The following is a 6,257-nucleotide window of genomic DNA, read 5'->3' as shown; positions in this document are numbered from 1 at the left end:
TCCACCTCGACTCCTGCCCAAGGCTTGCTCCCCTTTGGCTGCACAGGGGTGAGCACGAACGATGGTTGAGTCCAGGATAAGATGCTCTCAATCGGGTTCTGTGATGAAGAACTGAAACATTCTTTCCCAGACTCCCAAGCGACTCCAGCGATGGAATCTTGGGTAAATGGTGTACCACTTTCCATATCTTTCCGGGAGGTAGCGCCAGGGGGAGCCAGAACGAGCCATCCACAGCACGCCCTCGATAAACCGTTTGCATCCTGCCTCTTTGCCGATGTGGGGTTCTGTTCGCAGAAAAGCTAGAATCTTTTGCCATTTATTGTCATCTATGACAAGGTAACTCATCAGACCTTGCCCAAAAACTATCCTCACCTCATACTGAAAGTAAACACAACCTAGTTTGAATCGAAATGACCATAAATGACCATAATTGCCGCTGGAAATGGCCACAGCCTGTGATCTTCGAGGCCTGAGTTTCCGGCCAATTGAGATAGGCAACTTTGGTGAGGGATCCCGGCAAAATCAAGCCAGTAAGTCCTTGAGAATCTCATTGGAAAATAGCCAGCCATTGGGTGGGATCAGCCGCAGCCGACCCGCCTCGCAACTGGCCCAGCCCTTCTCGAAATAGGGATCCAGCTTCTCCAAAGCTTGCTCGACCTTTGCCCGGCCAAAACGCTCTTGCAAATGGCCCAAATCCAGACCTTCCTGTAAACGCAGCCCCAACATCAAAGTATCCATCCAAACTTCCTCTGGAGATGCTTCAGGAGGGAGGGGGTAGACTCCAGCTTTCACCTGCTCAAAGTAGTGGTAAAGGGTTTTGGGTTGCTGAATGCGCCGTCCACCCTCGTAGCCAACGGATCCCATACCAAAGCCGAAGTAAGGGCGATTTTCCCAATAAACCCGGTTGTGGCGGCAGGCATACCCAGCCTGGGCAAAATTGGAAATCTCATAGTGAATGTAGCCGGTCTGGGTGAGCAGCTTGCGCGCCATCACGTACATTTCAACCGTGGTTTCCTCGGTGGGCAAAGGCGCATCTCCCGGTCGGTACATCCGGCCAAATCGGGTTCCCGGCTCAATCGTCAGATCATAGATGGAGACGTGGGGAGGGTTAATTTCAATGAGAGCTTGCAAAGAGTTGTGCCAATGCTCCAAGGTTTGGTAAGGCAGCCCAAAGATCAAATCCAGATTGAAATTATCAAGGCCCACCGCTTTGAGATCAGATACAGCCTCGTAAACTTCTTCTACCCCATGCAGGCGGCCACAAGCGGCCAGCAGCTCCGGTTGAAACGCTTGTACCCCCAAGCTGATGCGGTTAACCCCCAATGCCCGATAGCCCGCCAACTGATCTCGGGTCAGGGTGCCGGGATTGGCCTCTAGGGAAATCTCACAGTCAGGATGAAACGGGATCCTCTCTTTCAGCTCGTTCAAAATCCGCCCCACTTGCTCCACCGTCAGCAGAGAGGGTGTGCCACCCCCGAAAAAAAGGCTGGTCAACGGTCTGGGATCCCCGGCCAGATGGCGGTAGCGGTAGGAGCTGCCGATCTCTCGGCAGAGCATTTGCACGTAAGTTTCTATCAACTCTCGGGTGCCCAAGCCCGTGGCAAAATCACAGTAGTGGCAGCGCTGCCGACAAAAAGGGATGTGCAGGTAAGCTGCTTCAGGCCAATCAACCTGGTCGCGGCAGCATTGCAGAGCAGTATCGGTCGGAGTGGGATTGTGCAAAGCCGTTGCCACAGCCATGGGTCAGCTCAAACGGGATAGAACCACTATACTGATAGACTCCGAAACTCCTCACGAGGAGGGATCCCATGGGAGCTGTGCGCCTGGCGGTAATCGACTATGATGCCGGAAACTTGCATTCGGCTTGCAAAGGCTTGGAGCGTGCCGGGGCAGAGGTGCATCTGGTAACAGAGCCGGTCGGGCTGGAGCGTTTCGACGGGATCATCCTGCCGGGAGATGGGGCTTTTGATCCGGCCATGCAGCAGTTGCGAGAGCGAGGCTTTGTGGATCCCATCCGGGAGGCGGTGCAGCGGCAGCAGCCCTTCTTGGGCATTTGCATTGGTTTGCAGGTTTTGTTTGAGAGCAGCGAAGAGGGGGTGGAACCGGGGCTGGGCATCGTGCCCGGACGGGTGCAGCGCTTTCGGCCAGAGGCGGGCCTGCGCATCCCTCACATGGGCTGGAATCAACTGCAACTCACCCAAGCCCACTCTCCCCTCTGGGCAGGGATCCCCGATCAAACCTGGGCCTATTTTGTCCATTCCTATCACGGTGTGCCCAGCGATCCAGCCTGGGTGGCTGCTACCACCCAACACGGCAGCCAAACCTGTGTAGCCGCTATTGCCCGCGGCACCTTGTTTGCTACCCAATTTCACCCAGAAAAGTCCGGCCCCTACGGCTTGAAGATGCTGCGCAACTTTGTCGAGTTTGTTGCCCGTTGTTCCCCCTTATCTGCTCCCAGAGCCTAGTGCCCCATGAACTATTGGCTGATGAAATCTGAGCCCAGCATCTATAGCATCTGGGATTTGCAGCGGGAGGGCCAAACCCTTTGGGATGGCGTGCGCAACTACCAAGCCCGCAACTATCTGAAGGCAATGCAGCCTGGGGATCGCGCCTTTTTCTACCATTCCAATGCCGAGCCACCCGGAATTGCCGGTTTGATGGAGATCCTGGAAACCCACGTGGTGGATCCCAGCCAATTCGACCCTGCCAGCCCCTACTATGATCCCAAATCTACCCGCGAGGATCCCCGCTGGCATACGGTGCGAGTGCGGTTTGTCTCAGCCTTTGGGCGATTGATCCCTTTGGCTGAATTGCGAGACACCTTCACCCCAGAGGAGCTGGAAGTAGTACGACGGGGCACGCGACTGTCGGTCATGCCGGTTGCCGAAGGGGTGGCGAAACGATTGCTGGCGCTGACGGGAGTTTCTACGCAGTCTCCTCTATGATGGGCGAGGCCAACCTGAGTGGGGCCAATTTGCGTGGCGCCGACCTAAGTGGGGCGGATCTAACGGGGGCGGATTTGCGAGGGGCCAATCTGTCGATGGACAACCTAAAGAGCGCTTTTCTGGAAGGGGCAATCTACAGTGCCAACACCCGCTTTCCCGCCGAGTTCGACCCAAAATTTGGAGGGGATGACATTGTTCGGCGCTGACCCCAGCTCACCGGCTTAAAATTCATGAGCCAAAAGCTGAGAGCCCCCAGCGCTGTAAGCTATCAAAGGCCGCGTAGGCCGTCAGATCCGGCTGCAGGGGCGTAATCGATACATAGCCTTCCGCAACGGCCCGCACATCCGAGCGGGGATCCACCCCCTCTTCCACCACCTCTCCTGCCAGCCAGTAGTAGGCCTTGCCGCGCGGATCCACCCGCTTCTCGTAGATATCGGTGTATTTGCGCCAGCCCAGAGGAGCTAGAACCATGCCGCGCATCTCGGCAGCCGACAATGGCGGCACATTCACATTCAACAGCATGGGCTCCCCCAAGGGCTTCAAGCTCAGTTTCTCCAGCAACGTCAGCACCACTTGCGCTGCCGGCTGAAAATCCTGATGGGTAAAGCTGGCCAGGCTCACCGCCAAACTGGGGATCCCTTCCAGCAGCCCTTCCATCGCTGCCGATACGGTGCCGGAGTAGAGCACGTCGGTGCCCAGATTGGCTCCCTGATTGATGCCGGAAATCACCCAATCGGGAGGATGATCCAATAGCCCGTCCAGACCTAACTTGACACAGTCGGAAGGTGTGCCCGAACAGGCCCAGGCCTGCACTCCTGGGGGAAATCCCTCCCGCACCGGATCCACCCGCAGCGGCTTGTGCAACGTCAAGGCATGGCCGGTGGCCGAGCGCTCCCGATCCGGACAGACCACCGTGATCTGATGTGCGCCCAGCCGAGCCAGAGCAGCGGCCAGACAACGTACCCCCGCCGCCTGGATGCCATCATCGTTGCTGATGAGAATGTTCATCGCAGCCACCCCACACCCGCCCTTAGACATACACCAGTCTGACCCAACGATCCGCTCTGATCCCTCAGGTAGCCAAGTTCAGCGACGAAATCTGAAAATTCACGGCCTCTTGAGGTTATTATTGGACGTAGCCTTTCGAACAATATCAGTAGGAACACAATGTCACCCCATGAGGTCAAGTGCCATTATGAAGCTAAGGTAAAGTAAACCCTGCGGTTTCCTTCCTCTTTGTTGTGCCTTCTTGTTTGCATCTTGCTGTTTCCTCATCCATATCCCCTTGAGACTCCTTCCCGCTAAAGCGAACAGCGGGGCAAAGCTGGGGAGTCTGTAAAACCCATCAGGTCGCTCGAGCGACAGGAAGTTGATCTCATGTCACTTGTTTCCATCACATCGGCAACAGAGGCTCAGGAATGGCGTGAGCTTTGCCAGTGGGCCGAGGAGCACTACCGCTGTCGCACCTTTCCCAAAGACGTGCGCATCCCCACCCGTCCGGGATTGGTGTACATCACCCAAGAGGGGGTGGTGCGCTTGGTCAGCCAAACTCCAGAGCGGCGGGAGGTCTTTGTTGGGTTTATCACGGCTGGGTTTCCCTTTGAGCTGAGCAACCCAGAGCGCTTTGAGTTAAAAGCCTGCACCCACGCCGACCGCACCACGGTGATGTGGTTCTACTGGCAAGACCTGGAGCAGTGGCCCTACTTGCACCAGAAAGTCCAGGAAAACTTTCGCCAGCAACTGCAACGGAAGCTGCTGTGGTTGGGAAACTTGGGCCAACGGCGCGCCATCGACCGCCTCAAGGGCTTTTTGAGCCTGTTGATCGAGGAGTATGGGCAGCCCTGTGAACAGGGGATGTATCTTCCCTGGCCCCTTACCCACGCCCAGATTGGGGATGCCATTGGGGCCACTCGTGTGACGGTGACTCGCCTTCTGGGATCCCTGCGCTCGAAAGGGTTTGTGCAGGTGCTGGATCAAAACTTAATCTGCATTCCCAACGGGGTGAAGCTCCAGCCCACTCCGAAGAAGGCGGCCAGCGCCTAGCCCTGCTGTCTAAAGCGTTATGCCTACGGCACCCTGTCAAAAACTGCACTGCTGACCAAGAAAACTGGGTTGCCAGCCCCGCCCTAAGGCCTACGGCCCGCTGACGCAACCAGGTCGGCTTTGTGCTATGGTGTTGGATGAACTCCGCCAACTTGAATATGGCGCAGTGTCAACAGGGAAAGTATCTGGGAGTTCATCCCAGTAGTTCGGGTCATAGCATCCCTCACCACTTGCAAAGGTGGTGTAGCCCAGGAAGTAGGAGTCATCCTGCAACCTGGGAAAAAATCCTTGCCATTTAGGGCAGGGAGAATGTCGGCGCTGTTGTTCCTTCACCTTTGCGCTACGCCTACTACCCCGGCTGTGTGGCCCAAGGGGCCTGTCGTGAGCTGTACGACTCCACCGACCAGATTGCGCGGCATCTGGGCATTGAACTGGTGGAGCTGGGGGCTGCTTCTTGCTGTGGTTCTGGCACCTTCAAAGAAGAATCGGAGCTGCTGGAAGATACGGTAAATGCCCGCAACCTGGCTTTGGCCGAGGCGCTGGGGTTGCCGATGCTCACCCACTGCAGCACCTGTCAGGGGGTGTTGGGCCGCGTGAATGAAAAGTTAAAAGCTGCGAAAACCGCGAATCCAGAGTACTTTCACCAGGTGCAAGCCCTGTGCCAGAAAGGGGGCTGTGAGAGCCGTTACCAGGGCACAGGCGATGTGCGCCATTTGCTGTGGGTGCTGGTTCATGACTACGGCCTGGAGCGATTGGCCCAACAGGTCAAGCGGCCCCTCTTGGGGCTGCGCTGCGCTGCCTTCTACGGGTGTTATCTGTTGCGGGCCTACGACATCTCCCGCTTCGATGTGGCACGGGATCCCCGTTTGATGGAGGATCTCTTCGAGCGTTTGGGGGCCACCCCTGTTTGGTATCGCGGGCGCACCCAGTGTTGCGGCTGGCCCATTTCCAGCTATGCCCCGCAGCAGTCTTTCTCGATGGCAGGCCGGCATCTTCTGGAGGCCATAGAGGCGGGAGCGGATTGTTTGGTCACCCCCTGTCCCCTGTGTCACCTCAACTTGGACTCTCGGCAGCCGGAGGTGGAAGAGGTGATCGGGCGCAAGCTGGGGATCCCGATCCTGCATTTGCCACAATTGGTGGGCCTGGCCCTGGGGATCCCAGCGGAAAACTTGGGACTGAACCGCCATGTAGTACAGGTGGAAAGAGCCCTGCAAAAAATAGGCCGCTAAATCCCACTTGATGGCTGGGGGATCCCTGGGCAAACATCAG

Annotated in this window: 7 protein-coding genes and 1 pseudogene; 5 read left to right on the top strand and 3 right to left on the bottom strand. The window is 57.0% G+C overall.

Going from position 1 to position 6,257, the window contains the following annotated elements:
* Together NW816_RS09480 and hemW are read right to left on the bottom strand one after the other, a co-directional pair.
* Window positions 1-345, bottom strand: a pseudogene (locus NW816_RS09480) (IS5 family transposase); the annotation flags it as partial.
* A gap of 177 nt (window positions 346-522) precedes the next feature.
* Window positions 523-1,740 (bottom strand): radical SAM family heme chaperone HemW, encoded by a 1,218-nt coding sequence (gene hemW, locus NW816_RS09475; protein WP_414408980.1) that lies wholly within the window; start codon window positions 1,738-1,740, stop codon window positions 523-525.
* 68 nt (window positions 1,741-1,808) lie between these two features.
* Here hemW and hisH point away from each other — a divergent pair, with 68 nt between their 5' ends.
* Genes hisH through NW816_RS09460 form a run of 3 tightly spaced genes read left to right on the top strand, consistent with a single transcriptional unit; the run spans window position 1,809 to window position 3,151 of the window.
* Complete coding sequence (gene hisH, locus NW816_RS09470) at window positions 1,809-2,465, top strand: imidazole glycerol phosphate synthase subunit HisH (RefSeq protein ID WP_414356491.1); 657 nt, start codon at window positions 1,809-1,811, stop codon at window positions 2,463-2,465.
* A gap of 6 nt (window positions 2,466-2,471) precedes the next feature.
* On the top strand, window positions 2,472-2,945 hold the full coding sequence (locus NW816_RS09465) for an EVE domain-containing protein (RefSeq protein WP_414356493.1): 474 nt from the start codon (window positions 2,472-2,474) through the stop codon (window positions 2,943-2,945).
* Window positions 2,942-3,151: a pentapeptide repeat-containing protein gene (locus NW816_RS09460; RefSeq protein ID WP_414328915.1), complete on the top strand. Its 210-nt coding sequence runs from the start codon at window positions 2,942-2,944 to the stop codon at window positions 3,149-3,151. Before NW816_RS09465 ends, NW816_RS09460 begins: the two co-directional genes overlap by 4 nt.
* 22 nt (window positions 3,152-3,173) lie before the next feature.
* Here the strand turns inward: NW816_RS09460 and surE are convergent, their stop codons facing one another.
* Window positions 3,174-3,953 carry a 5'/3'-nucleotidase SurE gene (surE, locus tag NW816_RS09455; RefSeq protein WP_414373307.1) on the bottom strand — a complete coding sequence of 260 codons (780 nt, stop codon included), beginning with the start codon at window positions 3,951-3,953 and terminating at the stop codon, window positions 3,174-3,176.
* A 369-nt stretch (window positions 3,954-4,322) separates the two neighbouring features.
* Between surE and NW816_RS09450 the strand changes: the two genes are divergently transcribed.
* On the top strand, window positions 4,323-4,988 hold the full coding sequence (locus NW816_RS09450; protein WP_414356496.1) for a Crp/Fnr family transcriptional regulator: 666 nt from the start codon (window positions 4,323-4,325) through the stop codon (window positions 4,986-4,988).
* Between the two features lie 335 nt (window positions 4,989-5,323).
* A complete protein-coding gene (locus tag NW816_RS09445; RefSeq protein ID WP_414408979.1) occupies window positions 5,324-6,217 on the top strand; it encodes a CoB--CoM heterodisulfide reductase iron-sulfur subunit B family protein in 894 nt (297 codons plus the stop codon).
* Window positions 6,218-6,257 lie beyond the last annotated feature (40 nt).

Origin of the sequence: Synechococcus sp. W55.1, assembly GCF_047461655.1 — a bacterium.
Lineage (GTDB): Bacteria > Cyanobacteriota > Cyanobacteriia > Thermostichales > Thermostichaceae > Thermostichus.
This window is presented reverse-complemented; position numbering and strand designations above follow the sequence as displayed.